The sequence below is a fragment of the Rhizobium sp. B230/85 genome (assembly GCF_019355735.1).
In the GTDB taxonomy this organism is placed as follows: Bacteria; Pseudomonadota; Alphaproteobacteria; order Rhizobiales; family Rhizobiaceae; genus Rhizobium; species Rhizobium rhododendri.
This window is the reverse complement of the sequence record NZ_CP072156.1, coordinates 1,995,800-2,020,438: the sequence shown is the minus strand read 5'-3', so window position 1 is coordinate 2,020,438 and position 24,639 is coordinate 1,995,800. Positions and strand designations below refer to the sequence as shown.

Below are 24,639 nucleotides of genomic sequence, written 5' to 3'. Positions count from 1 at the left end.
CTGTCGCCCGAAATGGAAACCCTATGCCTGCCGGCATACATTCATAACCGTGACGCAGCGCCGGTAGAATACCGGCCGATGCCAGACAAAACTGCCTGAAAGGAATATCAATGCCCCGCTCCAATACCCAACGCGACGAAGCCGAACCGCTCCAACATCGCTCGACCGGCTCGCTTGCCGCTTCGTCCGCTGCCCGCTTCCTGGTCGGGCGCGACGGTCACGGCGGCTGGATCGTGCAGGACCGCCTCGGACGTATCGGCGGTCTCTTCGCCAACGAGACTGCAGCGCTTCACTTTGCCCGCGAGGAATGTGACCGCAATCCTGCCGAAGTCTGCCAGTTGCCCGAAAATATCGTGCTCGGCTTCGACGGGTTGGAAATCAAGTCCTTCACTAGCCACTAAGTTGCGTTGATAGGTCCGAAACGCGTCCGACTCCATTCTTCCTTAACCACCTGGTGGATATTTTGGTGTCGGACGCGACATGAGATGACCGAGATGCCAAAGCCAGCCTTCCGTTACACCCATTACGATCTGGGCGACCAGCGCGCAGAGACAACGATTGAAATCACCCTCTCTGCGGTCGCCAATGTCAGGCTGATGACGGGTGGAAATTTCCAGCGTTTCAAGGAGACGCTCAAGCATCAGTTCGTCGGTGGCGTCGCCAAGAAGTCACCGATCCGCCTCACCGTTCCCGAGACCGGCCACTGGCATCTGGTGGTCGATATGGAGGGCCACAAAGGCCTCGCCGAATCGAGCGTCAAGCTCATCGAGAAGGCGTTAGCGCCGCGCATTCAGAGGGCTGCAGCGGGGTAGAGGACGGCGCCCGGTTCACTCGCCGGCCCGCTCCTTGCGAAGCTTTGCCCACCATTCCAGACGCTTCTTGATATCGCGCTCAAAACCCCGCTCGGGTGGATCGTAGAATTTCTGACGTCCGAGTTTCTCGGGAAAGTAATCCTGGCCTGAAAAAGCATCCGGCTCGTCGTGATCGTAGCGATAGCCGTCGCCATATCCCTCGCCGCGCATCAGCTTGGTGGGGGCGTTGAGGATATGCTTGGGCGGCAGCAGCGAACCATTCTCCTTGGCTGCCCGCGTCGCCGCCTTGAAAGCCGTATAGACCGCGTTCGATTTCGGTGCGGTTGCCAGATAGACGCAGGCCTGCGCGAAAGCCAGTTCGCCCTCGGGCGAGCCCAGATAGTCGTAGGCGTCCTTGGCTGCGTTGCAGATGACCAGAGCCTGCGGATCGGCAAGCCCGATATCCTCGACCGCCATGCGCACGAGGCGTCGTCCGAGATAGAGCGGATCCTCACCGGCATCGAACATCCGTGCCAGGTAATAGAGCGCCGCATCCGGGTCCGACCCACGCACCGACTTGTGCAGCGCTGAAATCAGATTGTAGTGCCCATCCTGCGCCTTGTCGTAGACAGGCGCCCTCCGCTGGACGATTTCTGTCAGGGCCGCGGTGTCGAATACCTCATCCGCCCGCGCCGCCCGCCAGACCTCCTCGGCAAGCGTCAGCACCGCACGACCGTCGCCATCTGCCATCCGGAGCAAACTGTCACGAGCGTCGTCGGTCAACGGCAGCGGCTTTGCCTCCACCCGCTCGGCACGCTGCAGCAGTTCACGCAGACTGTCCTCGTCATGGGCGCGGAACGTCAACACGCGGGCGCGAGACAGCAGAGCGGCGTTCAGTTCGAAGGACGGGTTTTCTGTCGTCGCACCGACCAGAATGACGGTGCCGTCCTCCATGACGGGCAGAAAGCTGTCCTGCTGGGCGCGATTGAAGCGGTGAATTTCGTCGACGAACAGCAATGTCTGGCGGCCGTCCATGCGCCGCATACGGGCGGTCTCGAACATCTTCTTGAGGTCTGCAACGCCGGAGAAGATCGCCGAGATCTGCTCGAATGCGAGACCTGCCTCGCCTGACAGCAGCCGCGCCACGGTGGTCTTGCCGGTACCGGGCGGGCCCCAGAAAATCATCGATCCGAGCGAACCGCTCTCGATCATCCGCCGCAGCACGCCGTCCTCGCCAGTGAGGTGCTGCTGGCCCGTGACGTCTGCCAGCGTCTGCGGCCGCAGACGGTCCGCCAACGGTCGCTTGCTGGCGACCGATGCCGGGATCTGCGGCGCAAACAGGTCGTTGCTCATCGGAAGAATTGCCGGATGCGCTGACCGTCCCGCTCGATTTCCACGCGCCAGATATCGGGTTCGCTGGCAGCAATTGCTGCGAGGCTCTTGGTATTGGTAATGGGCGTGCCATTGACGGAGATAATGATGTCCTTCGGCTGGAAGCCGAGACGCGCAGCGGCGGAATCATCCTTCAGCTTTTCGACAACGACGCCTGCGGCCGTATCGGTCGGCATGTGCAACTCATCCGCCACGCGCGGCGACAGGTTGGCCACTGTCGCACCGGAGAATGGATTGCTGCCGGTAATCAGCTTCTCCTCGCGCGGCTGCGTTTCGGGAGCGCTTGCCAGCGTCATTTTCGCTTCCCGCTCATTGCCGTTGTCGAGCACGGTCAGCGATACCGTCGCGCCGAGGCCGGCGGTTGTCAGACGGTAGCCAAGAGCATCGGGATGCTCGACGGATACGCCGTTGAGGGCGGTGACGACTTCGCCAGCCTTGAGACCGGCCTTGGCGGCGGGACCGTTGTCGGTGACCTTGGTGATCAGGGCTCCGCGAACCCGCTTCAGGCCAAGCGCATCGGCAACTTCTGAGGTCACCGGCTCAAAGGTGGCACCGATGTAAGGACGCTCGAAACTCTTGTCACCGCGATCGGCGGCGGCGAGGAAGACGCGCACGAGATTGGCGGGAATGGCGAAGCCAATGCCGTTCGACCCGCCGCTCTGCGAGAAGATCGCCGTGTTGAGGCCGATGAGTTCGCCTTTCATGTTCATCAGCGCCCCACCGGAATTGCCGGGGTTGATCGCAGCGTCAGTCTGGATGAAAAACCCGACCTCGTTCTTCACCTGGTTGCGGGCAAGCGCCGAAACGATACCGCTGGTTACCGTCTGGCCCACGCCGAAGGGGTTGCCGATGGCAAGCACGAGGTCGCCGACCTCGAGCGTATCGGAATTGCCGATCGGCAGCATCGGCAACTGCTCTTTCGTGTCGATCTTCAGCACGGCGAGATCGACCCGGTCATCCTTTAGGACCACCTTGCAGGGGAATTCGCGGCCATCTGAAAGCGCTATCTTGATGTCGTCGGCGCCATCGACCACGTGGTTGTTGGTGATGATCGTGCCGTTCGCCTCGACGATGACGCCGGAGCCCAGCGAGGTCTGCTTTTCCGTGCGGTTCGGCATGCGCTGGCCGAAGAACTGCTGGAAGAAGGGATCCCCGGCGAAAGGAGACTGCTGGTGCACGACGCGTTCCGCGTAGACATTGACGACCGAGCCAGCCGTCTGCTTGACCAGCGGCGAGAAGGAAAGCTGCATTTCCATCTTGTTTTCCGGCACGGCCTTGGCCGTCTCGGCGTAGACCGGGGCGGGAAGCGTGACGACGAGCGCGAGCATAGGGATCGCAGCGCGTTTGAGCAAACCTTGCATGGGGAACCCTTTATAAAGTGTCTGTGGAAGCAACGTTGTAACCGCGAACGCTAGAAAGGAAAGAGGGCGCAATCATGGAACTTCAAGCCAGCCGGAGGCTTTGCGCGTACGCGGTTTGAACAAAACGGTCCGGAATGGGTTAGGAGTACAGCAGTGTGCAAATCTGGCTGATTCTCGAGCGGAAGTGCATCATCAACCAAGCGCCATAACTTTCTGAAATCGGAATCAAAAGATGGATCATTCGCCTCTGACATTCACCACCCGCCGCCGGTCTGCCAACCTAGTTTGCGCAGCCCTTGTCGGCTTGCTGCCGATCCTGTCGCCGCTAGGCTCGGCAAAGGCCGCCAGCTTCGATTGCGACGGCAAGACGCTTCAGCCGGACGAGAAAATGATCTGCGACACCCGCAGCCTGAACGATGCCGACGTCAAGATGGCCACGACCTTCGAGCTGATCTCCGGCCTTCTCGCCATGGGATCGCGCGGCACGCTGCAGGACGAACAGAGCGCCTGGCTGAAGAAGCGCCAGGCCTGCGGCGCAGATGCGGCATGCTTGAAGACCTCTTACGAGGACCGCCTGAAGCAGCTGGATGTCGCCTACAAGAACCTCGCCCGTCCGAACTGACCGGCACGGTCACTGCTGCGGTAACACCTTGAATAAAAAAGCCCCTACCAGGTTTTCGATGGCAAGGGCTTCTCTAGAAGAATGTCGGCCGCGGTGAAAACTGCGGCCAATTGTTTATCTAACGGCCGCTGAGATCGCGCACCGCGCCCTTGTCGGCGCTTGTGGCAAAGGCGGCATAGGCCTTGAGCGCCGTCGTGACGTTGCGCTTGCGCTTCTCGACCGGGAACCAGCCCTGTGCATCCTGCTGGGCGCGGCGGGCTGCGAGCTCCTCGTCGCTGACGCGCAGGCTGATGGAGCGGTTCGGGATATCGATGTCGATCATGTCGCCTTCGCGCACCAGGCCAATCGTACCGCCATTGGCAGCTTCCGGCGACGCATGACCGATAGACAGGCCGGACGTGCCGCCCGAAAAACGACCATCGGTGATGAGAGCGCAGGCTTTGCCCAGACCTTTCGACTTCAGATAGCTGGTTGGGTAGAGCATCTCTTGCATGCCAGGACCGCCCTTCGGACCTTCGTAACGGATGACAACGACATCGCCGGCCTTGACCTCGTTGGCAAGGATCGCCTTGACCGACGAATCCTGGCTTTCGAAGACGCGGGCCGGGCCGGAGAACTTCAGAATGCTTTCATCGACGCCTGCCGTTTTGACGATGCATCCGTCTACGGCGAGATTGCCCTTGAGAACAGCCAGTCCGCCATCCTTGGAGAACGGATGCTCGGCGCTGCGGATGACACCCTTTTCACGGTCGACGTCGAGGTCGTCCCAGCGCGAACTCTGGCTGAAGGCTACCTGCGTCGGCACGCCACCCGGAGCCGCACTGAACAGCTTCAGTGCTGCCGGGTTGGCGGTGACGGCGATATCCCATTGTGCGATCGCATCGCCGAGCGTCGGCGCGTGGATGGTCGGCAGGTCGGAATTCAGCAGGCCGGCGCGTTCCAGCTCGCCGAGGATTGCCATGATGCCGCCGGCACGATGGACATCTTCCATGTGGACGTCGGATTTGGCCGGTGCCACCTTCGACAGGCAAGGCACCCTGCGAGACAGGCGGTCGATGTCGTCCATCGTGAAGTCGACCTCGCCCTCGTGGGCTGCGGCCAGGATGTGAAGGACCGTGTTGGTAGATCCGCCCATGGCGATGTCGAGCGCCATGGCGTTCTCGAAGGCGCCCTTGGAGGCGATGGTGCGCGGCAGTGCCGTGACATCGTCCTTCTCGTAGTAGCGCTTGGCGAGATCGACGATACGACGGCCGGCTTCCAGAAACAGCTCCTTGCGGTCTGAATGGGTGGCCAACGTCGAGCCATTGCCCGGCAACGAGAGACCGAGCGCTTCCGTCAGGCAGTTCATCGAGTTGGCGGTGAACATGCCCGAGCACGAGCCGCAGGTCGGACAGGCCGAGCGCTCGATGACGGCGACGTCTTCGTCGCTGATCTTGTCGTCGGCTGCAGCCACCATCGCATCGACGAGGTCGAGCGACACGGTCTTGCCGTGCATGGTGACCTTGCCGGCTTCCATCGGGCCGCCGGAGACGAAGACGGTCGGGATGTTGAGGCGGAGCGAAGCCATCAGCATGCCCGGGGTGATCTTGTCGCAATTCGAAATGCAGACCATGGCATCGGCGCAATGGGCGTTGACCATGTATTCGACGCTGTCGGCGATCAGCTCACGCGATGGCAGCGAATAAAGCATGCCGTCATGGCCCATGGCGATGCCGTCGTCGACGGCAATGGTGTTGAATTCCTTGGCGACGCCGCCGGCCGCCTCGATCTCGCGCGCCACCAGCTGGCCAAGATCCTTCAGGTGCACGTGGCCGGGCACGAACTGCGTGAAGGAGTTGACGACGGCAATGATCGGCTTGCCGAAATCGCTATCCTTCATACCTGTTGCGCGCCACAGGCCGCGGGCACCGGCCATGTTGCGGCCGTGGGTGGTGGTTCTCGAACGGTAGGCTGGCATGGTGTTATCCTCGACGTCCTGCAGTTACGGGCATTGCTTGCGGCAGACCTATTCCGCCAGACGGACCGGCAAGCCCCTGCTTTTTAGAATTGTCGTAAATCAATCGGTGCGGACTGTCACTATCAGGTAAGCCGAATCCGGTACGCTGCAAGGGTATGGCCCCCGCGCAATATCCTCGCCATCGACGATCCCGATCATTCCCGGACGAGGCCGCGACCAAAATATCGAACAGATGCATGACGTTTGCCGATGACACCTCAACATTTAGGCCGAACACAATAAATTGGCTTCTTTTCACAAAAAAATGCGGGCCTATTTGTAACTTACGTCGGTATTTCTGCGTATCACCATCGATACCGTCATCTCATCGAGGATTTTACCCATGGCCACCTACCAACCGCCCAAGATTGCCGCCTCCGAGATCACGCCTCGCCAGACTTATCTAGGCCGCCGCGCCTTCCTGGCGACAGCAGCAGGCGCCGGCCTGTCGATTGCCGGTGGCACAACAGCCATGGCGGAAGCGCTGGCAGCGTCGAAGACCGACTACAAGGTCGATGAAAAGCTGACGCCGAAGAAGGATGTCACGACCTACAACAACTTCTACGAATTCGGCACGGACAAGGCCGATCCCGCCGCCAACTCCGGCAAATTCAAGCCGCGCCCGTGGACGATCACCGTCGATGGCATGGTGGGCAAGCCGCAGACCTTCGATATCGACGCGCTGATCAAGGCCTTTCCTCCAGAAGAGCGTGTGTACCGGATGCGCTGCGTCGAGGCATGGTCCATGGTCATCCCATGGGACGGCTTCCAGCTATCCAAGCTGCTCGACATGGTGGAGCCGCTGGGCAGCGCGAAATATGTCGCCTTCGAGACCATCGTCCGGCCGTCCGAGATGCCCGGCCAATCCGGCAGCTTCCAGTCCCTGAACTGGCCCTATGTCGAAGGACTGCGGCTGGACGAAGCGCGCAACCCGCTGGCGCTGCTTGCCGTCGGGCTCTATGGCGAGACGCTGCCCAACCAGAACGGTGCGCCGATACGCCTGGTGGTTCCGTGGAAATATGGCTTCAAGGGCATCAAGTCGATCGTCCGTATCACGCTCACCGATAATCAGCCGATGAATACCTGGCAGGTCTCCAACCCCGGCGAATACGGTTTTTATGCCAACGTCAACCCGGCGGTCGATCACCCCCGCTGGAGCCAGGCGACCGAGCGCAGGATTGGCGAAGGCGGCTTCTTCTCCTCCAGCCGCCACCCCACCCTGCCCTTCAACGGCTATGCCGACCAGGTGGCGAGCCTCTACACCGGCATGGATCTGAAGGCGAACTACTAATGGCCCTGTCGCTCGCGCTTCCGAAACGCTTCCAGCCAGCCTCCGTCTGGCTGCTTTACGTCGTCGGACTTCTTCCCGCCGCCTACGCATTCTACCTCGGCGCCACCGGCAATCTTGGCGCCGATCCAACCAAGACCTTCGAGCTTTTCCTCGGCCTCTGGGCTATCCGCTTCCTGATCCTAACGCTCGCGATTACCCCGCTCCGCGACCTCGTCGGCTGGAACTGGCTGCGCTACCGCCGCGCCCTGGGGCTGCTCTGCTTCTATTATGTCGTGATGCATTTTCTGGTCTACACCATCCTCGACCAAGCGCTGATGCTCGATGCCATCGTCGGCGACATTCTGAAGCGACCCTTCATCATGTTCGGCATGGCAGGGCTGGTGATGCTGACCGCGCTGGCCGTGACCTCGAACAGGTACTCGATACGGCAGATGGGCAAGAACTGGATCTGGCTGCACCGGCTCGTCTACATCATCGCCGTCTGTGGCGCTCTCCACTTCGCACTATCCACCAAGGTGCTGTCGCTCGAGCAGTACATCTATATCGGCCTCCTGATCGCAATGATCCTCTACAGGTCCTACCGGCCAATCATGATGCAACGAAGACGCGGAACGCGGCAAAGGGCGGTGGCTGCCTGAGGCAGCAGAGGCTTCTCTACTTTGGCAAGATAGGACTGCGGGCTGCCAGAAATCTGTCGAACGCAGATGCGGCGACGATGCCGATGCCGTAGGCAATTATATTGCTTAGGGAAAACACGCGTCCGAGAAGCAGGGCACCGCCAGCAGTCAACCTGAACGCATCAATAGGCGGCGTATGGTAGAGTCTGAACAACTCGACGGCGGCGGAGATCACCATCGCCGCGCAGGCAATGCTTGCCCGTCTCGAGTTTGGTGCAAGCACTGCGATTAGGAAATAGACCATCGCGCCCCACAGTGCCGAGCCGCCATACTTCACGACCACGAACGGAAGGTTAAGCCCATAGCCATATCGCCGCAACGCCAGACCTGCAGCAATGATGGCAATTGCCATTGCAAGACGGGCTGCCCTGCTCCCTGGTGAGCGACCTCGAAAAAATGCGAGCACTTCGGCCGCTCCACCGCGATGTTAATGGGTTCGTCGCACCTATAGCTCACATTTCGATTTGGCAAGCCGACAGCCCAGCCGCATGCTGGTCTGCCGGTCACCGTATTTGCGGAAACAGCTCACAGCCATCGAGTTAATTTCAGGAATTCAAACGCCTTGCCCCTCCGAAGACTGCTTCCGGCCATCGACAGGCATCTAATCGAAATACGTGCAGCGCCGCATCTGACGGGAACCAAGCGCTTTCTCATAGAACTCGTCTATTTTGGTATTAAGGAAGCACGTGCATGTCTCTTTGCTGGCCTCTTTTTCCTCGCCATCTTCACAGTCCCGCGCGGCGGCATTTTTCATATTCCCCGATATGACGTGCTGCTGCTGGTTGCCTTGTCCATCCAGTTCTGGATGGTCGCTACCAAACTGGAAAGCATCGATGAGTTGAAGGCGATCTGCTTCTTTCACGTTATCGGTTTCGCTCTCGAGGTCTTCAAAACATCGAGCAGCATCCATTCATGGGCATATCCGGACTTTGCCTATAGCAAGCTGTTCGGCGTGCCATTGTTTTCCGGATTCATGTACGCTGCCGTAGGCAGTTACGTAATACAGGCGTGGCGCCTCCTCGCCCTACGCGTCAGGCATCATCCGCCATACTGGATGGCAGCGGTGCTCTCGCTGGCAATTTACCTGAACTTCTTCACACACCACTACATCGCCGACTATCGCTGGTACATTGCCGCGTGTACGATTGGACTTTATTCGCGGACTTCAGTCACGTTCCGCCCGTATGATCGGGACCGGCGGATGCCCCTGCTGTTGGCTTTTGCCCTGATCGGCTTCTTCATCTGGCTTTTCGAAAATTTCAGCACCTTCTTCGGGATATGGCGTTATCCGAGCCAACTCGGCGAGTGGTCCGCTGTCAACATTGGCATATGGAGTTCATGGTCGCTCGTCGTCATCATGACGTTCACCATCGTTGTCTATCTCAGGCATATCAGGGAAGATATCCACATACCGGAATAGCCCTCCCTTCTCATCATACACCCGCAAGAAATCAAAAAAGCCGGACGATTGCTCGTCCGGCCTGTTGATTGGTGAGGCTTTTACCGCTTAAGCGGCAGCAGCTTCGGCAGCTTCTTCGGCTGCAACGCGAGCCTTGTCGCCGGCGCCCTTGGCAGCGATGTCGCGGTCGACGAACTCGACGACGGCCATGGCGGCGTTGTCACCCATGCGGAAGCCAGCCTTCATGATGCGAAGGTAGCCGCCGTTGCGGGTGGCGTAACGGGTAGCGATGGCATCGAAGAGCTTCGATACGACAGCGACGTCGCGGATCTGCGAAATAGCCTGACGACGAGCGTGCAGGTCGCCGCGCTTGCCGAGCGTGACCAGCTTTTCAACGATCGGGCGGATTTCCTTTGCCTTCGGCAAGGTCGTGGTGATCTGCTCATGCAGGATGAGCGAAGCCGCCATGTTGGCAAACATTGCCTTGCGGTGACTTGCAGTTCTATTCAGCTTGCGGCCTACCATACCATGGCGCATTGCTATTCTCCTTAAATCGCAGGTGCCCTTTGATTTTGGGCCTGCCGTTTCCTGGCACATGCAGGCGATATGCCTGCTGTTTGACGGGGAAAGGCAGTCATCCTGCCTTTACTTATTGTTCTCTGCGATCGGCGTGCCGGCGGAAATCCGCGACACACGTTGCCTCACGCCGCTCAGTACTGATCTTCGTAGCGCTTGGCGAGATCTTCGATGTTCTCTGGGGGCCACGCAGGCACTTCCATGCCGAGATGCAGGCCCATGGAAGCGAGAACTTCCTTGATTTCGTTCAGCGACTTGCGGCCGAAATTCGGAGTGCGAAGCATTTCGGCTTCGGTCTTCTGAATGAGGTCGCCGATATAGACGATGTTGTCGTTCTTCAGGCAGTTTGCCGAGCGGACAGACAGTTCCAGTTCGTCCACCTTCTTGAGGAGAGCCGGGTTGAAGGCCAGTTCGGTGACTGTCTCTTCTTCGACATCCTTCTGCGGTTCGTCGAAGTTGACGAAAACGCCGAGCTGGTCCTGCAGGATGCGGGCCGCGAAAGCGACTGCATCTTCACCGGAGATCGAGCCGTCCGTTTCGATGGCCATCAGCAACTTGTCGTAATCGAGAACCTGGCCTTCGCGGGTGTTTTCCACCTTGTAGGACACTTTCTTGACCGGCGAGTAGAGGCTGTCTACCGGGATGAGACCAATCGGTGCGTCTTCCGCACGATTGCGCTCTGCCGGAACATAGCCCTTGCCGTTGTTGACGGTGAATTCCATGCGGATTTCAGCGCCTTCGTCGAGCGTGCAGATGACGTGATCCGGGTTGAGGATCTCGATGTCGCCGACCGTCTGGATGTCGCCGGCGGTGACAACGCCTGGACCCTGCTTGCGAACGACCATGCGCTTGGCATCGTCGCCGTCCATCTTGATGGCGATTTCCTTGATGTTCAGAACGATATCCGTAACGTCTTCGCGAACGCCCGGGATCGATGAGAACTCATGCAGTACGCCGTCGATCTGTACTGCCGTGACGGCGGCGCCGCGCAGCGAGGACAGAAGCACGCGACGGAGCGCGTTGCCGAGCGTCAGGCCAAAGCCACGCTCAAGCGGTTCAGCGACAAGGTTGACCTTTGTGCGGCCGCCCGAGGAAAACTCGACCTTGTTCGGCTTGATCAGTTCCTGCCAATTCTTCTGAATCATATTCCTGCCTTCCGTTCGTTACCACCATCCAATCGTGGCAACCGAGCTTGAGAAGCACCGGCAATCGCCTTTTGGGCGCTCACCGGTGTGTGATTGGCGATGATTATACGCGACGCTTCTTGCGTGGGCGGCAACCGTTGTGCGGGATCGGCGTCACATCGCGGATCGACGTGATCATGAAACCGGCAGCCTGGAGCGCGCGCAGAGCCGACTCACGACCCGAACCTGGACCGCAAACTTCGACTTCAAGCGACTTCATGCCATGTTCCTGCGCCTTCTTGGCAGCATCTTCAGCGGCGATCTGCGCTGCGAACGGTGTCGACTTGCGCGAGCCCTTGAAGCCCTTGGCGCCAGCAGACGACCAGGCAATCGCATTGCCCTGCGCATCCGTGATGGTGATCATCGTGTTGTTGAACGTCGAGTTGACGTGCGCAACGCCCGACGAGATGTTCTTGCGTTCGCGACGGCGAATGCGGACGGCTTCCTTGCCCATAATAGTCCCTTTCGTGGATCTCTGCACCGCCGTAATGCCAGCGGCTACACCGGCGCAGGGCGCTGAGGCCCTTCGCCAAACTCAAAAGAGGCCGGCGGAACCGCCAGCCTCCCTCACACGGTTTCCCGGTGATTACTTCTTCTTGCCAGCAATCGCCTTTGCCGGACCCTTGCGGGTGCGGGCATTGGTGTGCGTGCGCTGACCGCGAACCGGCAGGCCGCGACGATGACGAAGGCCGCGGTAGCAGCCGAGGTCCATCAGACGCTTGATATTCATCGACGTCTCGCGACGCAGGTCGCCTTCGACCTGGTAATCGCGGTCGATGGTTTCGCGGATCTGCAGGACTTCGGCATCCGTCAGCTGGTGAACGCGGCGCTCAGCCGGGATACCAACCTTGGTAACGATTTCCTGCGCAAATTTCTGTCCAATCCCGTGAATATAGGTCAGCGCAATTACTACGCGCTTTGCCGTCGGGATGTTGACGCCAGCGATACGTGCCACGCCTATTCTCCTTGCGTTCCGTTTGCCATCAGGCAAAGGTCTCTGTTACGCGACCGTAGAGGCCGCCTGTTCAATTCGAGGTCGATAACATGTCAAAACGACCGAACCCGGAATTCCCGAGGGAAGTCCGCGCCGATCGCAGCTATGTCGCGAGTTGGCGCGGTGTTTAGCGGAATCACTGCCAAAAGGCAACTGTTCCGCTAAGTTTATTTTGGCTTATCCCCGCCCCGACCAACCGGTCCGACCGAATCACGCGCCGCAATTGTTTTGCGAAATCGCCGTCAGGCAGTGCAATTGCCCGACAACAACTCTCCGAAGCTCAAAGGCTGGAGAGAATCTTTTCGACTTCTGCTGTGACATGATCGATATCCGCCATGCCGTCAACCGAATGAAGCATTTTCTTGGCATAGTAGTAGCCAATCAAAGGCGCCGTTTCCTTGTAGTAGGCCTGCATGCGCGTCACCACGGTTTCGCGCGTATCGTCAGGGCGGCGCTTGAAGTGCGTCGAACCGCATCGATCGCAGACACCCTCGACCTTCGGCTTCAGGTTGGTATCGTGATAACCCGCACCGCAGTTGGCGCAGGTATAGCGTCCGGAAACCCGGTCCGCGAGCACGACGTCATCGACCTTGATCTCGACGACACCCGAGAGCTGCATGCCCTTGGCAGCGAGCATCTTCTCGGTGGCATCGGCCTGCACCAGAGTGCGCGGAAAGCCGTCCAGGATGAAACCCTTGGCACAGTCTTCGGCGTCGATACGCTCCGAAATGATCGCGTTGACGATCTCGTCGGACACCAGCTTGCCGGCATCCATGACAGCCTTGGCACGCTTGCCGACCTCAGTGCCCGCAGAGACTGCCGCACGCAGCATGTCGCCGGTGGAGAGCTGCGGGATACCGTACTTTTCGACTATACGCTGAGCCTGGGTACCCTTGCCGGCGCCCGGTGGTCCCAAAAGGATAAGTCTCATCTCCCCCGCTTTCCTCCGCGCAACTTCGACTTCTTGATCAGACCTTCATACTGCTGCGCGATCAGGTGACCCTGGATCTGCGCTACCGTGTCAAGCGTCACACTGACGACGATCAAGAGTGAAGTGCCGCCGAGGGCGAGCGGAATGCCTGTCTGCGAAACGAGGATTTCCGGCAGAATGCAGACAACCACGAGGTAGATGGCGCCGACCACAGTGATGCGGGTCAACACATAGTCAATGTATTCAGCCGTGCGCTCACCCGGGCGGATGCCGGGAATGAACCCGCCGTGCTTCTTGAGATTATCGGCCGTGTCCTTCGGATTGAAGACGATGGCCGTATAGAAGAACGCGAAGAAGGCGATCATCAGCGCATAGAGCACCATGTAGAGCGGACGACCGTGGCCGAGTGCTGCGACGATCGACGTTGCCCAGGCAGGCATTCCGGCGGTGTTGGCAAAGCCCGCGAGCGTCGCTGGCAGAAGCAATAGCGACGAGGCAAAAATCGCCGGGATGACGCCCGATGTATTGAGCTTCAGCGGCAGGTGCGAGGTATCGCCCTGGAACATGCGGTTGCCGACCTGGCGTTTCGGATACTGGATCAGCAGACGCCGCTGGGCGCGCTCGACAAAGACGATGAGGGCGATGACCGCAACGGCGACAACGAGGACGAGCAGGATGAGCGCGGTCGAAAGTGCGCCGGTGCGTCCGAGTTCCAGCGTGCCGGCCAGGGCCGATGGCAGGCCAGCTGCGATGCCAGCGAAGATGATCAGCGAAATGCCGTTGCCGATACCGCGCGAGGTGATCTGTTCACCGAGCCACATGAGAAACATCGTGCCGCCGAGCAGCGTGATGACCGTGGAGACGATAAAGAAGACGCCGGGCTGGACGACAAGTCCGTTACCGCTCTCAAGCCCCACCGCGATGCCATAGGCCTGCAGCGTGCCGAGCAGCACCGTGCCGTAGCGCGTATACTGGTTGATGATCTTGCGGCCCTGCTCGCCTTCCTTCTTCAGGTTTTCGAGCGCGGGAACGACCGAAGTCATCAGCTGTACGATAATCGAGGCGGAAATGTAGGGCATGATGCCGAGAGCGAAGATCGCCATGCGCTGGACAGCGCCACCGGAAAACATGTTGAAAAGGCCGAGGATGCCGCCCGCCTGGCCCTGAAAAGCCTGGGCATAGGCAGCAGGATTAAGGCCTGGAAGGGGGATATGGGTGCCGAGGCGATAGACAAGCAACGCACCGAGCGTGAACCAAAGCCGCTTTTTCAGATCCTCTGCCTTGGCAAAGGTTGAAAAGTTGAGATTGGATGCCAATTGTTCCGCTGCAGACGCCATGCAAATCTCCGCACTACCAATTCCGGCTAAATCGGCCGAGTCCGGAATGTGTAATCAAATTGTTTAAAAAGTCGAGCATTGGGTGGACTGCGATGCAAGAGCGCATGCCAGCCGAAGGTCCCGTCATCGCCCTCCCCGCGCGAACGCACGACTCAGGATCCGAAGCTCACATATGGGAGCAAAATCGCCCGGTGTGAAGCACCCCGGGCGATTAATTCGTCTGTATTATTCCGAAGCTGCGACAGGTGCGGCAGCCAAAAGCTTAACGGAGCCGCCAGCCTTTTCGATCTTCTCGACAGCAGACTTGGAAGCGCCTGCGACTTCGAGGGTCAGCTTTGCCGAGATTTCGCCGTCGGACAGGATCCGGACGCCGTCCTTGACACGACGGATAACGCCGGCAGCCTTGAGAGCTACAGCATCGATCGTCGTCTTCGCGTCCAGCTTGCCGGCGTCAACTGCTGCCTGGAGGCGAGCAACCGATACGACGACGTAGTCGGACTTGAAGATGTTGTTGAAGCCGCGCTTAGGCAGACGACGGTAGATTGGCATCTGACCGCCTTCGAAGCCGTTGATCGCCACGCCCGAACGGGACTTCTGCCCCTTGACGCCGCGACCACCGGTCTTGCCCTTGCCCGAACCAATACCGCGGCCGAGGCGCTTGCGGGAGTGGGTCGAACCTTCGTTGTCGGTGATTTCATTCAGTTTCATAACGAATCCTCCGGCTTACTTCTCGTCGACGACGCGAACGAGATGCTGGACAGCACGGATCATTCCACGAACCGAAGGAGTATCCTCCAGAGTGCGGCGACGGTGCATCTTGTTCAATCCGAGGCCGATCAGGGTCTTTTCCTGAACGTCCGGACGGCGAATAGGGCTACCGATCTGCTCGACCGTTACGGTCTTTGCTTCGGTCTTCTTGGTCGTTTTGGCCATAGGTCAAACTCCCTTATTCTTCAGACGCATTACCGGAGGCAATACGACGAGCCTGCAGAGTGGCATACTTGATGCCGCGCTGAGCTGCGATGTCCTTCGGATGGATCTGTTGCTTCAGAGCGTCGAACGTTGCGCGAACCATGTTGTATGGGTTCGACGAACCGGTCGACTTGGCGACGACGTCGTGAACGCCGAGCGTTTCGAATACGGCGCGCATCGGACCACCGGCGATGATGCCGGTACCAGCCTTGGCAGAGCGCAGCAGAACCTTGCCGGCGCCATGACGGCCGTGGATGTCGTGATGCAGCGTACGGCCGTCACGCAGGGGAACGAAGATCAGCTCGCGCTTGGCGGCTTCCGTTGCCTTGCGGATAGCTTCAGGCACTTCGCGCGCCTTGCCGTGACCGAAGCCAACGCGGCCCTTCTGGTCGCCGACGACGACGAGAGCTGCAAAGCCGAAACGACGGCCGCCCTTGACGACCTTGGCAACGCGATTGATCGCGACCAGCTTGTCGACGAATTCGCTATCGCGCTCGTCACGGTTCTGGCGATCGTCGCGAGAACCTCTTTTTTCTTGTGCCATTGTCCTTTTCCTTTTTCTTTTCCGGGTGCAATCGGCAACTGCAACAAGACCACATCGGGCTTTTCGCTGCCCTGTGGTCCGGTGATGGTCTGAAAAGACCGAAATCCGGCCGGGAGCTTTACGCCACCGGCCGGAAATTTATATTAGAAGGTGAGACCGCCTTCACGGGCAGCTTCGGCCAGAGCCTTGATGCGACCGTGATAGATGAAGGCGCCGCGGTCGAACACGACCTCGTTGACGCCCGCCTTGGAGGCGCGCTCTGCAACGAGCTTGCCGACGAGCGTTGCCGCTGCTGTGTCAGCACCGGTCTTCAGAGAACCGCGCAGATCCTTGTCGAGAGTGGAGGCAGACGCAAGCGTCTTGCCGGCCACATCGTCGATGACCTGGGCGTAGATGTTCTTCGAAGAGCGATGAACCGACAGGCGCGGACGGCCGTTAGCCACCGACTTAAGATGACGACGCACGCGGTTGGCACGACGTGCAAGTGCTTCTTTCCTGCTAGCCATTTCGCGTGATCCTTACTTCTTCTTGCCTTCTTTGCGGATGATCCGCTCACCGGCATACTTGACGCCCTTGCCCTTGTAAGGCTCGGGGCCACGGTATTCGCGGATTTCTGCGGCCACCTGGCCGACCTGCTGCTTGTTGATACCGGTGACGACGATTTCCGTCGGCTTCGGCACAGCAATTGTGATTCCGACTGGCGGTTCATAAATCACGTCGTGGGAGAAACCAAGCGCCAACTGCAGGTTCTTGCCCTGCAGGGCCGCGCGGTAACCAACGCCGTTGATTTCGAGCTTGCGCTCGTAACCGTCCTTGACGCCAACCAGGATGTTTTCGACCATCGTGCGGGACATGCCCCACTTTGAGCGAGCATTCTTGCTGTCGTTGAGCGGAGTCACAACAATCGCATTATCTTCGAGCTTGAGACCGATATCGTCATTCGCGACGAAAAACAGTTCACCCTTGGGGCCCTTAGCAGTCACTTTTTGGCCATCAATCGTGGCCGTGATTCCTGCAGGCACCTGAACGGGCTTCTTGCCGATACGAGACATTTTTTCAAACCTGTCTGTTTCGAGGGAAATTCTTTAGACCAGCCTTAGAAGACCGAGCAAAGAACCTCGCCACCAACATTCTGTTCACGAGCCTGGTGGTCGGCCATCACGCCCTTCGGAGTAGAAAGGATAGTGATGCCGAGACCGTTCGCGACCTGCGGAATGGACTTGACCGAGACATAAACCCGGCGGCCCGGCTTAGACACACGGCCGATCTCACGGATGACCGATGCGCCTTCATAATATTTCAGCTCGATGCTGAGCTCGGACTTGCCGTTGCCGAAATCGACGACGGAATAGCCACGAATGTAACCTTCGGACTGAAGGACATCGAGAACACGTGCACGGAGCTTGGAAGCAGGTGTCGAAACCGACGACTTGCGACGCGAGGCACCGTTACGGATGCGTGTGAGCATATCGCCCAATGGATCTGTCATTGTCATGTGGGCTACTCCTTACCAGCTCGACTTGACAATGCCCGGCACCTTGCCGAAATTGCCAAATTCACGCAGTGCGATACGCGACATGCGCAGCTTGCGGTAGTAGGCGCGCGGACGACCGGTGATCTCGCAACGGTTACGGACGCGAGTCTTGGATCCATCGCGCGGCAGCGATGCGAGCTTCAGGGTAGCCTTGAACCGCTCTTCGATCGGAAGGGACTGGTTCATGATGGTTGCCTTCAGCGCGGCACGCTTTGCGGCACTGTTAGCAACCGTATTGCGGCGGCGCTTGTTCTTTTCAACTGCGCTTGTCTTCGCCATATTTGATTTCCTTTTCTACGCTCGTCGTTACGGTTACGTGCGGAACGGGAAGTTGAACTCTGTGAGCAGAGCCCGCGCTTCGTCGTCCTTGGTCGCCGTCGTGCAAACGATGATGTCCATGCCCCACATCTGATCAACCTTGTCGTAGTTGATCTCTGGGAACACAATGTGTTCCTTGATGCCCATGGCGAAGTTGCCACGACCGTCAAAGCTCTTCGGGTTCAGGCCGCGAAAGTCGCGAACGCGCGGGAGCGCGATGTTGATCAGGCGATCCACGAACTCATACATGCGGGCGCCACGGAGCGTGACCTTGGCACCGATTGGCATATTTTCGCGGACCTTGAAGCCAGCGATGGAATTGCGCGCGAAAGTGATGACCGGCTTCTGGCCAGCGATTGCGGCCAGGTCGGCAGCAGCAATCGTCGGCTTCTTGGAGTCAGCCGTCGCCTCGCCCACACCCATGTTGATGACGATCTTGTCCAGCTTGGGGATCATCATTTCGTTGGTGTAGGAGAACTGTTCCTGCAGCGCTGCGCGGATACGGGTTACGTATTCCGTCTTCAGGCGCGGTTCGTATTTAGCCTCAGCCATCGATCACATCTCCCGAACGCTTGGCCACGCGGACCTTCTTACCATCAACGACCTGGAAACCGACGCGGGTCGGCTTGCCGTCCTTGTCGACAATCGCGATGTTGGACAGGTGAAGCGAGGCTTCCTTGTTGATGATGCCGGCTTCCTGCGACTGCGACTGGCGTGTATGGCGCTTGACCATGTTCACGCCGCGAACGACTGCGCGGTCTTCCTTCGGCATCACTTGAATGACTTCGCCGGTACGACCCTTGTCCTTACCAGCCAGAATGACGACCTTGTCGCCCTTGCGGATCTTTTGCATCTTTAACCGCTCCCCTTACAGAACTTCAGGAGCGAGCGAGATGATCTTCATGTGGTTCTTAGCGCGAAGTTCGCGCGGAACCGGTCCGAAGATACGTGTGCCGATCGGCTCTTTCTTGTTGTCGATAAGTACTGCTGCATTGGTATCGAAACGAATGACGCTTCCATCCGCACGGCGGATCGAGGCAGCTGTGCGAACGACCACAGCCTTCATCACGTCACCCTTCTTAACGCGGCCGCGCGGAATAGCTTCCTTGATCGATACGACGATAATGTCGCCAATCGAGGCATACTTGCGCTTCGAACCGCCCAGCACCTTGATGCACATGACACGACGTGCGCCGGAATTATCCGCGACGTCGAGGTTTGTTTGCATCTGAATCATATCAGGTCGCCTTCTTGTTATACCGGAATGGTTGGGCGGAGCCCCCTATCCCGGCTTATGGAATTGTTTACCCGCTTGCGCCCCTCCAAAAAGGAAGAGTGAAAACAAGGCAGTAGCTTCAGCCAGCGCGGGATCGATCTTGCCAGGGTGGTTTCCCCAATGGGACCTTCCGTGCGCTAAAAGCAAAAGAACGCCCGAGTCTCAGGCGTTCCGTCGCTGCTTCATATAGAAATTACGGCAAGACGCAAGGCCTCGCCGCAAATTCTTACTTAACCTGACCGGAAACGACCGTCCAGGTCTTGTCTTTGGAGATCGGCGCGCATTCCTCGATGGAAACCATGTCGCCGGTCTTGTATGCGTTGTTCTCGTCGTGGGCCTTGTACTTCTTAGAACGACGAACCGTCTTCTGGAGGAGCGGATGCGCAAAGCGGCGCTCGACCCGAACCACGACGGTCTTTTCGTTCTTGTCGCTGACCACGACGCCCTGCAGAATGCGTTTCGGCATCTTATTTTTCCTTTAGGCCTTGGCTTCTGCCGCCTTCTGGCGGGCAATGGTTTTCACGCGGGCGATGTCCTTGCGGACCTCGTTCACACGAGAGGCTTTTTCAAGCTGGCCAGTGGCCTTCTGAAAGCGCAGGTTGAACTGCTCCTTCTTCAGCTTGGCTAGCTCTTCCTTGAGTTGGTCGGCGGTGAACGCGCGAACATCTGCGGCTTTCATAGCTGTTCTTCCTTACTCTGCAATGCGCTGCACGAAGCGCGTCTTGACCGAGAGCTTGGCAGAACCCAGACGAAGCGCCTCACGGGCGATTTCTTCGCTGACACCGTCGATCTCGAACATCATACGACCGGGCTTGACCTTGCATGCCCAGTATTCGACGCCGCCCTTGCCCTTACCCATGCGGACTTCGGTCGGCTTCTTGGTGACCGGCACGTCCGGGAAAACCCGGATCCATACACGGCCGGCACGCTTCATGAAACGCGTGATCGCGCGGCGAGCCGCCTCGATCTCACGAGCGTTGACACGATTCGGTTCCTGGGCCTTCAGGCCGAATTCACCGAATGCGAGATCAGAACCGCCCTTGGCTACGCCCTTGATGCGGCCCTTGAATTGCTTGCGGTACTTCGTACGCTTTGGCTGCAACATAATCTATTCTCCGAATTAACTACCTCGAGCGCCCTTAGGCGTGATCGCGGCGACGGTTTTCTCTGCTGGCTGGGCCCTGGCTGTCGCCTTCGGCCTGACGGCGTTCAGATGCCATCGGGTCGTGCTCAAGGATTTCGCCCTTGAAGATCCAGACCTTGATGCCGCAGATACCGAAAGCGGTGGTGGCTTCAGCCGTACCGTAGTCGATGTCGGCGCGCAGCGTGTGCAACGGCACGCGACCTTCGCGATACCATTCCGTACGGGCGATTTCAGCACCACCGAGACGGCCGGCGCAAGTGATCTTGATGCCTTCGGCACCGAGACGCATTGCCGACTGAACGGCGCGCTTCATGGCGCGGCGGAAAGCGATACGGCGTTCCAGCTGCTGAGCGATGCCCTGGGCGACCAGGACAGCATCGATTTCCGGCTTGCGGACTTCGACGATGTTCAGGTGCGTTTCGGAGTTCGTCATGTCGGCCAGCTTCTTGCGAAGCTTGTCGATGTCTGCACCCTTCTTGCCGATGATCAGGCCCGGACGCGCCGAGTGGATCGTGACGCGGCACTTCTTGTGCGGACGCTCGATAACCACCTTCGAAATGCCGGCCTGCTTCAGCTCGGTCATGACGAATTTGCGCATCTTGATGTCTTCATGCAGCAACTGGCCGTATTCGGCATTGTCTGCAAACCAACGGCTGTCCCAAGTGCGGTTAATGCCAAGGCGGAAACCGATTGGATTGATCTTCTGACCCATTATGCGGCCTCCTCTTGTGCTGGCTGCACTTCGCGAACGACGATCGTCAAATGCGCGAAGGGCTTTTCGACGCGCGATGCACGACCACGACCACGAGCGTGGAAGCGCTTCATGACAATCGACTTGCCGACGTAGGCCTCGGCGACGACGAGAGCGTCGACGTCGAGATCGTGATTGTTTTCAGCGTTCGCGATCGCCGATTCGAGGGTCTTCTTGACCGCTCCGGAGATCCGCTTGCGCGAGAATTCAAGCTCGGCCAAGGCGCGCTCGACCTTCATGCCGCGGATAAGCGCAGCAACGAGGTTGAGTTTCTGCGGGCTGACACGAAGCGTGCGGGCGACTGCCTGCGCTTCGTTGTCCTTGAGCCGGCGTTCTGTTTTTGCCTTGCCCATCGTTACTTCCTCTTCGCCTTCTTGTCCGCGCCGTGACCGTAATAGGTACGGGTGGGTGCGAACTCACCGAACTTGTGACCGACCATGTCTTCGTTGACATTGACCGGGATATGCTTGCTGCCGTTGTAGACACCAAAGACCAGACCGACGAACTGCGGCATGATGGTGGAGCGACGGCTCCACATCTTGATCACTTCGTTGCGTCCACCTTCGCGAACCTTCTCAGCCTTCTTGAGAAGATAGCCGTCAACAAACGGACCTTTCCATACTGAACGAGCCATTGGAGACTTCCTCTCTTACTTCTTGCGCTGATGGCGCGAGCGCATGATCATCTTATCGGTCGACTTGTTGGAGCGCGTACGCGCACCCTTCGTCGGCTTGCCCCAAGGTGTCACCGGATGGCGACCACCGGAGGTCCGGCCTTCACCACCGCCGTGCGGATGGTCGACCGGGTTCATGACGACGCCGCGAACATGCGGACGCTTGCCGCGCCAAACGGAACGACCGGCCTTGCCGTCGTTGGTGTTGCCGTGGTCCGGGTTGGAAACGGCACCGATCGAAGCCAGGCAGGTGCCCGGTACGAGGCGCTGTTCGCCGGAGTTGAGGCGAAGGATAGCGAGGCCTGCATCGCGGCCGACCAGCTGCGCATAGGCACCGGCGGAGCGAGCGATCTGGCCGCCCTTGCCCGGCTTCATCTCAACGTTGTGGATGATCGAGCCGACCGGGATGAACTGCAGCGGCATGGCGTTGCCAGGCTTGATGTCCACGACCTTGTCGGAAGCGATGACCTTGTCACCGGGCGCCAGGCGCTGCGGTGCGATGATGTAGCGCTGCTCGCCATCGGCATAGTTGATGAGGGCGATGAAGGCAGAGCGGTTCGGGTCGTATTCGATCCGTTCAACCGTGCCTTCGATGTCGAACTTGCGACGCTTGAAGTCGATGAGGCGGTAGGTCCGCTTGTGACCGCCGCCCTGGAATCGAACGGTGATACGACCGGTGTTGTTACGGCCGCCCTTCTTCGACAGACCTTCCGTCAGCGCCTTGACCGGCTTGCCCTTGTAGAGGGCCGAGCGGTCGACGATTACCAGCTGACGCTGGCTCGGGGTCGTCGGATTGAATGATTTCAATGCCATTTTCTAATTCCTCACAGACCTGTGGAGACGTCGATGGTCTGGCCTTCGGCCAGCGTCACGATCGCCTTCTTCACGTCTTTCTGCTTGCCGACAAAACCGCGAAAACGCTTGGTCTTGCCGAGGCGGCGCAGAGTGTTAACAGCAGTCACCTTGACGCCGAACAGGGCTTCTACGGCTGCCTTAATCTGCGGCTTGGTAGCCGTCAGGGCAACGTTGAAGACAACCTGGTTATACTCGGAAACCATGGTGGACTTTTCGGTGATCGACGGCGAGACGATCACGTCGTAATGGCGAATATCGGTCACTTGAAGCGCTCCTCTAGAGCCTCGACAGCGGCCTTGGAAAGCACGAGCTTACCGCGACGCAGAATGTCGTAAACGTTGATGCCCTGGATCGGCAGAAAGTCGATGTTCGGGATGTTTGCGGCTGCAAGCTTGAAGTTGGCGTCGAGCTCGGCACCGCCGATGAGCAACGCGTTGGTCAGGCCCATTGCATTGAACGTATTTGCCAGGACCTTCGTCTTGGCTTCCGTTGCGATGAAGTCATCGATAACGATGATGTCTTCAGCCTTGAACTTCGTCGACAGAGCATGACGCAGGCCGAGGGCGCGAACCTTCTTCGGCAGATCATGTTCGTGGCTGCGAACAACCGGACCGTGAGCCTTACCACCGCCACGGAACTGAGGCGCACGTGCGGAGTGGTGACGAGCGCGGCCCGTACCCTTCTGCTTGTACATCTTGGCACCGGTGCGCCAGATTTCAGCACGGCCCTTGGACTTGTGCGTGCCAGCGCGCTTCTTTGCCAGCTGCCAGCGGATGACGCGAGCGAGGATGTCCTCGCGCGGCTGGAGGCCGAAAATCGCATCAGAAAGGGAGACCTTCCCGGCGTCTTTCCCCTCGAGGGTCTTGACGTTAAATTCCATTGGTTCGGCTCCCTTACTTCGCGGCTGACTTGACGGCGTCGCGAACGATGATCCAGGCACCCTTGGAGCCCGGGACGGCACCCTTGATAAGGATAAGACCGCGATCTTCATCGGTCGAAACCACTACAAGGTTCTGCGTCGTGACGCGCGTCTGGCCCATGTGGCCAGCCATCTTTTTGTTCTTGAATACCTTGCCCGGATCCTGGCGCGAACCGGTCGAACCGTGCGAACGGTGCGATACGGACACGCCGTGGGTGGCGCGCAGACCGCCGAAGCCGTGACGCTTGATAGCGCCGGCAAAGCCCTTACCGACCGTGGTGCCGGTAACATCGACCAGCTGACCAGCGGCGAAATGGGAAGCCGTGATTTCGGCGCCGATTTCGAGCAGGTTGTCTTCCGAAACCCGGAATTCCTGCAGCTTGGTCTTCGGCTCGACGTTTGCAGCGGCAAAGTGGCCACGCAGGGACTTCGAGGTATTCTTGACCTTGGCCACACCAGAACCAACCTGGACAGCGACGTAGCCATTCTTTTCGACCGTACGCTGGGCCACCACCTGGCAGCTCTCCATACGCAGTACCGTAACAGGGACATGCTCGCCTGCGTCATTATAGACGCGCGTCATTCCCACCTTCTGTGCAATCACACCTGAACGCATCGGTTCAATCCTTCTCACTCAGCTCGAAGACTGTAAGTCTCAGAGCTTGATCTCAACATCGACACCAGCAGCGAGATCGAGCTTCATCAGCGCGTCTACTGTCTGGGGGGTCGGGTCAACGATGTCGAGCAGGCGCTTATGCGTGCGCATCTCGAACTGTTCGCGGCTCTTCTTGTCGATGTGCGGGGAGCGGTTAACCGTAAACTTCTCGATACGGGTCGGAAGTGGAACGGGGCCCCGGACGCTTGCACCGGTGCGCTTAGCCGTCGATACGATCTCACGCGTAGAAGCGTCGAGAATCCGATGATCGAACGCCTTGAGGCGAATGCGGATATTCTGGCCGTTCATTCGACATTATCCTTGTTGTCTGTTATCGCCGCGCCCCCGAGAGAATGCGGTTTGTCTTATGACGTAAGGCGGATCACCGGTTTCAAAGATCGAGAGGGACACCAGCATTTGGCATCCCTATCCAGCCTTTGGGCTACC

General features: G+C 59.0%; 37 protein-coding genes. 6 read left to right on the top strand and 31 right to left on the bottom strand.

Annotated elements, in window-relative coordinates:
- Window positions 1–110 precede the first annotated feature (110 nt).
- Both J5289_RS09845 and J5289_RS09840 read left to right on the top strand, forming a co-directional pair.
- Complete coding sequence (locus tag J5289_RS09845; protein ID WP_209183608.1) at window positions 111–401, top strand: hypothetical protein; 291 nt, start codon at window positions 111–113, stop codon at window positions 399–401.
- 93 nt (window positions 402–494) lie between these two features.
- Window positions 495–812: a DUF1883 domain-containing protein gene (locus tag J5289_RS09840; RefSeq protein WP_142823567.1), complete on the top strand. Its 318-nt coding sequence runs from the start codon at window positions 495–497 to the stop codon at window positions 810–812.
- A 15-nt stretch (window positions 813–827) separates the two neighbouring features.
- On the opposite strand, the gene J5289_RS09835 is transcribed toward J5289_RS09840, so the two are convergent.
- Both J5289_RS09835 and J5289_RS09830 read right to left on the bottom strand, forming a co-directional pair.
- On the bottom strand, window positions 828–2,144 hold the full coding sequence (locus J5289_RS09835; RefSeq protein WP_209183607.1) for a replication-associated recombination protein A: 1,317 nt from the start codon (window positions 2,142–2,144) through the stop codon (window positions 828–830).
- The gene (locus J5289_RS09830; protein WP_209183606.1) at window positions 2,141–3,544 is read right to left on the bottom strand and encodes a DegQ family serine endoprotease; all 1,404 of its coding nucleotides are present in this window, start codon (window positions 3,542–3,544) and stop codon (window positions 2,141–2,143) included. The genes J5289_RS09835 and J5289_RS09830 overlap by 4 nt, the downstream gene beginning before the upstream one ends.
- Before the next feature lie 232 nt (window positions 3,545–3,776).
- Here J5289_RS09830 and J5289_RS09825 point away from each other — a divergent pair, with 232 nt between their 5' ends.
- Complete coding sequence (locus J5289_RS09825) at window positions 3,777–4,166, top strand: lysozyme inhibitor LprI family protein (protein WP_209183605.1); 390 nt, start codon at window positions 3,777–3,779, stop codon at window positions 4,164–4,166.
- A gap of 118 nt (window positions 4,167–4,284) precedes the next feature.
- Here the strand turns inward: J5289_RS09825 and ilvD are convergent, their stop codons facing one another.
- On the bottom strand, window positions 4,285–6,123 hold the full coding sequence (ilvD, locus tag J5289_RS09820) for a dihydroxy-acid dehydratase (RefSeq protein ID WP_209183604.1): 1,839 nt from the start codon (window positions 6,121–6,123) through the stop codon (window positions 4,285–4,287).
- 382 nt (window positions 6,124–6,505) lie between these two features.
- Between ilvD and msrP the strand changes: the two genes are divergently transcribed.
- Together msrP and msrQ are read left to right on the top strand one after the other, a co-directional pair.
- Window positions 6,506–7,453, top strand: a complete 948-nt coding sequence (msrP, locus tag J5289_RS09815) for a protein-methionine-sulfoxide reductase catalytic subunit MsrP (protein ID WP_209187444.1) — start codon at window positions 6,506–6,508, stop codon at window positions 7,451–7,453.
- Window positions 7,453–8,091 (top strand): protein-methionine-sulfoxide reductase heme-binding subunit MsrQ, encoded by a 639-nt coding sequence (gene msrQ, locus J5289_RS09810; RefSeq protein ID WP_209183602.1) that lies wholly within the window; start codon window positions 7,453–7,455, stop codon window positions 8,089–8,091. The genes msrP and msrQ overlap by 1 nt, the downstream gene beginning before the upstream one ends.
- 16 nt (window positions 8,092–8,107) lie before the next feature.
- On the opposite strand, the gene J5289_RS09805 is transcribed toward msrQ, so the two are convergent.
- Window positions 8,108–8,482 carry a DUF2809 domain-containing protein gene (locus J5289_RS09805; protein WP_209183601.1) on the bottom strand — a complete coding sequence of 125 codons (375 nt, stop codon included), beginning with the start codon at window positions 8,480–8,482 and terminating at the stop codon, window positions 8,108–8,110.
- Window positions 8,483–8,707: 225 nt separating this feature from the next.
- Here J5289_RS09805 and J5289_RS09800 point away from each other — a divergent pair, with 225 nt between their 5' ends.
- Window positions 8,708–9,550, top strand: a complete 843-nt coding sequence (locus tag J5289_RS09800; protein ID WP_209184105.1) for a DUF817 domain-containing protein — start codon at window positions 8,708–8,710, stop codon at window positions 9,548–9,550.
- 87 nt (window positions 9,551–9,637) lie between these two features.
- Here J5289_RS09800 and rplQ read toward each other — a convergent pair whose 3' ends face one another.
- The 27 genes from rplQ to rpsJ form a co-directional block, all read right to left on the bottom strand.
- Window positions 9,638–10,066, bottom strand: a complete 429-nt coding sequence (rplQ, locus tag J5289_RS09795) for a 50S ribosomal protein L17 (RefSeq protein ID WP_111220701.1) — start codon at window positions 10,064–10,066, stop codon at window positions 9,638–9,640.
- 173 nt (window positions 10,067–10,239) lie between these two features.
- On the bottom strand, window positions 10,240–11,250 hold the full coding sequence (locus J5289_RS09790) for a DNA-directed RNA polymerase subunit alpha (RefSeq protein WP_111220700.1): 1,011 nt from the start codon (window positions 11,248–11,250) through the stop codon (window positions 10,240–10,242).
- Between the two features lie 103 nt (window positions 11,251–11,353).
- Window positions 11,354–11,743, bottom strand: a complete 390-nt coding sequence (gene rpsK, locus J5289_RS09785; protein ID WP_111220699.1) for a 30S ribosomal protein S11 — start codon at window positions 11,741–11,743, stop codon at window positions 11,354–11,356.
- Between the two features lie 132 nt (window positions 11,744–11,875).
- The gene (gene rpsM, locus J5289_RS09780) at window positions 11,876–12,244 is read right to left on the bottom strand and encodes a 30S ribosomal protein S13 (protein WP_142822290.1); all 369 of its coding nucleotides are present in this window, start codon (window positions 12,242–12,244) and stop codon (window positions 11,876–11,878) included.
- 319 nt (window positions 12,245–12,563) lie between these two features.
- Window positions 12,564–13,214 (bottom strand): adenylate kinase, encoded by a 651-nt coding sequence (locus J5289_RS09775; RefSeq protein WP_111220697.1) that lies wholly within the window; start codon window positions 13,212–13,214, stop codon window positions 12,564–12,566.
- Complete coding sequence (gene secY, locus J5289_RS09770) at window positions 13,211–14,551, bottom strand: preprotein translocase subunit SecY (protein ID WP_209183600.1); 1,341 nt, start codon at window positions 14,549–14,551, stop codon at window positions 13,211–13,213. The genes J5289_RS09775 and secY overlap by 4 nt, the downstream gene beginning before the upstream one ends.
- Before the next feature lie 225 nt (window positions 14,552–14,776).
- Window positions 14,777–15,259: a 50S ribosomal protein L15 gene (gene rplO, locus J5289_RS09765; protein WP_209206573.1), complete on the bottom strand. Its 483-nt coding sequence runs from the start codon at window positions 15,257–15,259 to the stop codon at window positions 14,777–14,779.
- Between the two features lie 15 nt (window positions 15,260–15,274).
- Entirely contained in the window at window positions 15,275–15,484 is a 210-nt protein-coding gene (gene rpmD, locus J5289_RS09760; protein ID WP_142822288.1) for a 50S ribosomal protein L30, read from the bottom strand.
- A gap of 13 nt (window positions 15,485–15,497) precedes the next feature.
- The gene (rpsE, locus tag J5289_RS09755) at window positions 15,498–16,067 is read right to left on the bottom strand and encodes a 30S ribosomal protein S5 (protein WP_111220693.1); all 570 of its coding nucleotides are present in this window, start codon (window positions 16,065–16,067) and stop codon (window positions 15,498–15,500) included.
- 143 nt (window positions 16,068–16,210) lie between these two features.
- Entirely contained in the window at window positions 16,211–16,573 is a 363-nt protein-coding gene (rplR, locus tag J5289_RS09750) for a 50S ribosomal protein L18 (RefSeq protein ID WP_142822287.1), read from the bottom strand.
- Window positions 16,574–16,585: 12 nt separating this feature from the next.
- The gene (gene rplF, locus J5289_RS09745) at window positions 16,586–17,119 is read right to left on the bottom strand and encodes a 50S ribosomal protein L6 (protein ID WP_111220691.1); all 534 of its coding nucleotides are present in this window, start codon (window positions 17,117–17,119) and stop codon (window positions 16,586–16,588) included.
- Window positions 17,120–17,163: 44 nt separating this feature from the next.
- Window positions 17,164–17,562, bottom strand: coding sequence for a 30S ribosomal protein S8 (rpsH, locus tag J5289_RS09740; protein ID WP_003547562.1), 399 nt, complete (start codon window positions 17,560–17,562; stop codon window positions 17,164–17,166).
- 12 nt (window positions 17,563–17,574) lie between these two features.
- Complete coding sequence (gene rpsN, locus J5289_RS09735) at window positions 17,575–17,880, bottom strand: 30S ribosomal protein S14 (protein ID WP_111220690.1); 306 nt, start codon at window positions 17,878–17,880, stop codon at window positions 17,575–17,577.
- 33 nt (window positions 17,881–17,913) lie between these two features.
- Window positions 17,914–18,471, bottom strand: a complete 558-nt coding sequence (rplE, locus tag J5289_RS09730; RefSeq protein ID WP_142822286.1) for a 50S ribosomal protein L5 — start codon at window positions 18,469–18,471, stop codon at window positions 17,914–17,916.
- Window positions 18,464–18,772: a 50S ribosomal protein L24 gene (rplX, locus tag J5289_RS09725; protein ID WP_111220688.1), complete on the bottom strand. Its 309-nt coding sequence runs from the start codon at window positions 18,770–18,772 to the stop codon at window positions 18,464–18,466. Before rplX ends, rplE begins: the two co-directional genes overlap by 8 nt.
- A gap of 15 nt (window positions 18,773–18,787) precedes the next feature.
- On the bottom strand, window positions 18,788–19,156 hold the full coding sequence (rplN, locus tag J5289_RS09720; protein ID WP_111158087.1) for a 50S ribosomal protein L14: 369 nt from the start codon (window positions 19,154–19,156) through the stop codon (window positions 18,788–18,790).
- A gap of 265 nt (window positions 19,157–19,421) precedes the next feature.
- Window positions 19,422–19,661, bottom strand: coding sequence for a 30S ribosomal protein S17 (rpsQ, locus tag J5289_RS09715; RefSeq protein WP_142822285.1), 240 nt, complete (start codon window positions 19,659–19,661; stop codon window positions 19,422–19,424).
- Window positions 19,662–19,673: 12 nt separating this feature from the next.
- The gene (gene rpmC, locus J5289_RS09710) at window positions 19,674–19,874 is read right to left on the bottom strand and encodes a 50S ribosomal protein L29 (protein WP_111220685.1); all 201 of its coding nucleotides are present in this window, start codon (window positions 19,872–19,874) and stop codon (window positions 19,674–19,676) included.
- A gap of 12 nt (window positions 19,875–19,886) precedes the next feature.
- Entirely contained in the window at window positions 19,887–20,300 is a 414-nt protein-coding gene (rplP, locus tag J5289_RS09705; protein WP_111158089.1) for a 50S ribosomal protein L16, read from the bottom strand.
- 34 nt (window positions 20,301–20,334) lie between these two features.
- Window positions 20,335–21,051, bottom strand: coding sequence for a 30S ribosomal protein S3 (gene rpsC / locus J5289_RS09700; protein ID WP_111220684.1), 717 nt, complete (start codon window positions 21,049–21,051; stop codon window positions 20,335–20,337).
- On the bottom strand, window positions 21,051–21,443 hold the full coding sequence (gene rplV / locus J5289_RS09695) for a 50S ribosomal protein L22 (RefSeq protein WP_111220683.1): 393 nt from the start codon (window positions 21,441–21,443) through the stop codon (window positions 21,051–21,053). The genes rpsC and rplV overlap by 1 nt, the downstream gene beginning before the upstream one ends.
- A gap of 2 nt (window positions 21,444–21,445) precedes the next feature.
- Entirely contained in the window at window positions 21,446–21,724 is a 279-nt protein-coding gene (rpsS, locus tag J5289_RS09690; protein ID WP_111220682.1) for a 30S ribosomal protein S19, read from the bottom strand.
- Window positions 21,725–21,739: 15 nt separating this feature from the next.
- Window positions 21,740–22,576, bottom strand: a complete 837-nt coding sequence (rplB, locus tag J5289_RS09685) for a 50S ribosomal protein L2 (RefSeq protein ID WP_142822284.1) — start codon at window positions 22,574–22,576, stop codon at window positions 21,740–21,742.
- Between the two features lie 11 nt (window positions 22,577–22,587).
- The gene (locus J5289_RS09680) at window positions 22,588–22,881 is read right to left on the bottom strand and encodes a 50S ribosomal protein L23 (RefSeq protein ID WP_111220680.1); all 294 of its coding nucleotides are present in this window, start codon (window positions 22,879–22,881) and stop codon (window positions 22,588–22,590) included.
- The gene (rplD, locus tag J5289_RS09675; protein ID WP_142822283.1) at window positions 22,878–23,498 is read right to left on the bottom strand and encodes a 50S ribosomal protein L4; all 621 of its coding nucleotides are present in this window, start codon (window positions 23,496–23,498) and stop codon (window positions 22,878–22,880) included. Before rplD ends, J5289_RS09680 begins: the two co-directional genes overlap by 4 nt.
- A 13-nt stretch (window positions 23,499–23,511) precedes the next feature.
- Complete coding sequence (gene rplC / locus J5289_RS09670) at window positions 23,512–24,153, bottom strand: 50S ribosomal protein L3 (RefSeq protein ID WP_142822282.1); 642 nt, start codon at window positions 24,151–24,153, stop codon at window positions 23,512–23,514.
- Window positions 24,154–24,192: 39 nt separating this feature from the next.
- Window positions 24,193–24,501, bottom strand: a complete 309-nt coding sequence (rpsJ, locus tag J5289_RS09665) for a 30S ribosomal protein S10 (RefSeq protein ID WP_003547547.1) — start codon at window positions 24,499–24,501, stop codon at window positions 24,193–24,195.
- Between the last annotated feature and the right edge of the window lie 138 nt (window positions 24,502–24,639).

Coding starts and splice junctions, on each gene's coding strand:
- J5289_RS09845 (WP_209183608.1), top strand. CDS start 111: ATGCCCCGCTCCAATACCCAACGCGACGAAGCCGAACCGCTCCAACAT.
- J5289_RS09840 (WP_142823567.1), top strand. CDS start 495: ATGCCAAAGCCAGCCTTCCGTTACACCCATTACGATCTGGGCGACCAG.
- J5289_RS09835 (WP_209183607.1), bottom strand. CDS start 2,144: ATGAGCAACGACCTGTTTGCGCCGCAGATCCCGGCATCGGTCGCCAGC.
- J5289_RS09830 (WP_209183606.1), bottom strand. CDS start 3,544: ATGCAAGGTTTGCTCAAACGCGCTGCGATCCCTATGCTCGCGCTCGTC.
- J5289_RS09825 (WP_209183605.1), top strand. CDS start 3,777: ATGGATCATTCGCCTCTGACATTCACCACCCGCCGCCGGTCTGCCAAC.
- ilvD (WP_209183604.1), bottom strand. CDS start 6,123: ATGCCAGCCTACCGTTCGAGAACCACCACCCACGGCCGCAACATGGCC.
- msrP (WP_209187444.1), top strand. CDS start 6,506: ATGGCCACCTACCAACCGCCCAAGATTGCCGCCTCCGAGATCACGCCT.
- msrQ (WP_209183602.1), top strand. CDS start 7,453: ATGGCCCTGTCGCTCGCGCTTCCGAAACGCTTCCAGCCAGCCTCCGTC.
- J5289_RS09805 (WP_209183601.1), bottom strand. CDS start 8,482: ATGGCAATTGCCATCATTGCTGCAGGTCTGGCGTTGCGGCGATATGGC.
- rplQ (WP_111220701.1), bottom strand. CDS start 10,066: ATGCGCCATGGTATGGTAGGCCGCAAGCTGAATAGAACTGCAAGTCAC.
- J5289_RS09790 (WP_111220700.1), bottom strand. CDS start 11,250: ATGATTCAGAAGAATTGGCAGGAACTGATCAAGCCGAACAAGGTCGAG.
- rpsK (WP_111220699.1), bottom strand. CDS start 11,743: ATGGGCAAGGAAGCCGTCCGCATTCGCCGTCGCGAACGCAAGAACATC.
- J5289_RS09775 (WP_111220697.1), bottom strand. CDS start 13,214: ATGAGACTTATCCTTTTGGGACCACCGGGCGCCGGCAAGGGTACCCAG.
- secY (WP_209183600.1), bottom strand. CDS start 14,551: ATGGCGTCTGCAGCGGAACAATTGGCATCCAATCTCAACTTTTCAACC.
- rplO (WP_209206573.1), bottom strand. CDS start 15,259: ATGAAACTGAATGAAATCACCGACAACGAAGGTTCGACCCACTCCCGC.
- rpmD (WP_142822288.1), bottom strand. CDS start 15,484: ATGGCCAAAACGACCAAGAAGACCGAAGCAAAGACCGTAACGGTCGAG.
- rpsE (WP_111220693.1), bottom strand. CDS start 16,067: ATGGCACAAGAAAAAAGAGGTTCTCGCGACGATCGCCAGAACCGTGAC.
- rplR (WP_142822287.1), bottom strand. CDS start 16,573: ATGGCTAGCAGGAAAGAAGCACTTGCACGTCGTGCCAACCGCGTGCGT.
- rplF (WP_111220691.1), bottom strand. CDS start 17,119: ATGTCTCGTATCGGCAAGAAGCCCGTTCAGGTGCCTGCAGGAATCACG.
- rpsH (WP_003547562.1), bottom strand. CDS start 17,562: ATGACAATGACAGATCCATTGGGCGATATGCTCACACGCATCCGTAAC.
- rpsN (WP_111220690.1), bottom strand. CDS start 17,880: ATGGCGAAGACAAGCGCAGTTGAAAAGAACAAGCGCCGCCGCAATACG.
- rplE (WP_142822286.1), bottom strand. CDS start 18,471: ATGGCTGAGGCTAAATACGAACCGCGCCTGAAGACGGAATACGTAACC.
- rplX (WP_111220688.1), bottom strand. CDS start 18,772: ATGCAAAAGATCCGCAAGGGCGACAAGGTCGTCATTCTGGCTGGTAAG.
- rplN (WP_111158087.1), bottom strand. CDS start 19,156: ATGATTCAGATGCAAACAAACCTCGACGTCGCGGATAATTCCGGCGCA.
- rpsQ (WP_142822285.1), bottom strand. CDS start 19,661: ATGCCGAAACGCATTCTGCAGGGCGTCGTGGTCAGCGACAAGAACGAA.
- rpmC (WP_111220685.1), bottom strand. CDS start 19,874: ATGAAAGCCGCAGATGTTCGCGCGTTCACCGCCGACCAACTCAAGGAA.
- rplP (WP_111158089.1), bottom strand. CDS start 20,300: ATGTTGCAGCCAAAGCGTACGAAGTACCGCAAGCAATTCAAGGGCCGC.
- rpsC (WP_111220684.1), bottom strand. CDS start 21,051: ATGGGTCAGAAGATCAATCCAATCGGTTTCCGCCTTGGCATTAACCGC.
- rplV (WP_111220683.1), bottom strand. CDS start 21,443: ATGGGCAAGGCAAAAACAGAACGCCGGCTCAAGGACAACGAAGCGCAG.
- rpsS (WP_111220682.1), bottom strand. CDS start 21,724: ATGGCTCGTTCAGTATGGAAAGGTCCGTTTGTTGACGGCTATCTTCTC.
- rplB (WP_142822284.1), bottom strand. CDS start 22,576: ATGGCATTGAAATCATTCAATCCGACGACCCCGAGCCAGCGTCAGCTG.
- rplD (WP_142822283.1), bottom strand. CDS start 23,498: ATGGAATTTAACGTCAAGACCCTCGAGGGGAAAGACGCCGGGAAGGTC.
- rplC (WP_142822282.1), bottom strand. CDS start 24,153: ATGCGTTCAGGTGTGATTGCACAGAAGGTGGGAATGACGCGCGTCTAT.
- rpsJ (WP_003547547.1), bottom strand. CDS start 24,501: ATGAACGGCCAGAATATCCGCATTCGCCTCAAGGCGTTCGATCATCGG.